This window comes from Neisseria sp. P0021.S007 (genome assembly GCF_051956855.1).
The window spans coordinates 1-461 of record NZ_JBQCXA010001573.1 but is presented as its reverse complement, the minus strand read 5'-3'; the positions used below and the strand labels follow the sequence as shown (position 1 = coordinate 461).

Sequence of the window (461 nt, the reverse complement as noted above, 5' to 3'; positions counted from 1 at the left end):
ATTCAAGCCCCATCAGCCTTCTTGGGTGGGCTTCCTTATCCCTTCATCAAAATGTGCTAAAATCCGCCTTTAAAAACCGCTGTTTCCTACCCATATCCCTTTCATGGACATTACTCAACAACCTTCAAACATCATCGTCGGGCTCTCCGGCGGTGTCGATTCCTCCGTAACTGCCGCCTTGCTCAAACAGCAGGGTTATCAAGTGCGCGGTGTGTTTATGCAAAACTGGGAGGATGACGACAATGACGAATATTGCAGCATCAAGCAAGACTCATTCGATGCCATTGCCGTCGCCGACATCATCGGCATAGACATCGACATCGTCAATTTTGCCGCCCAATACAAAGACAACGTATTCGCCTATTTCCTCAAAGAATACAGCGCGGGACGCACGCCGAATCCGGATGTGTTGTGCAACGCCGAAATCAAGTTCAAATGCTTTTTGGACTACGCTATAGAGC

At 48.6% G+C, this 461-nt stretch carries 1 pseudogene; it reads left to right on the top strand.

Annotation, left to right across the window (positions count from 1 at the left end):
• Nucleotides 1–103: 103 nt before the first annotated feature.
• A pseudogene (gene mnmA / locus ACTHUR_RS20330) lies at nucleotides 104–461 on the top strand (tRNA 2-thiouridine(34) synthase MnmA); the annotation flags it as partial.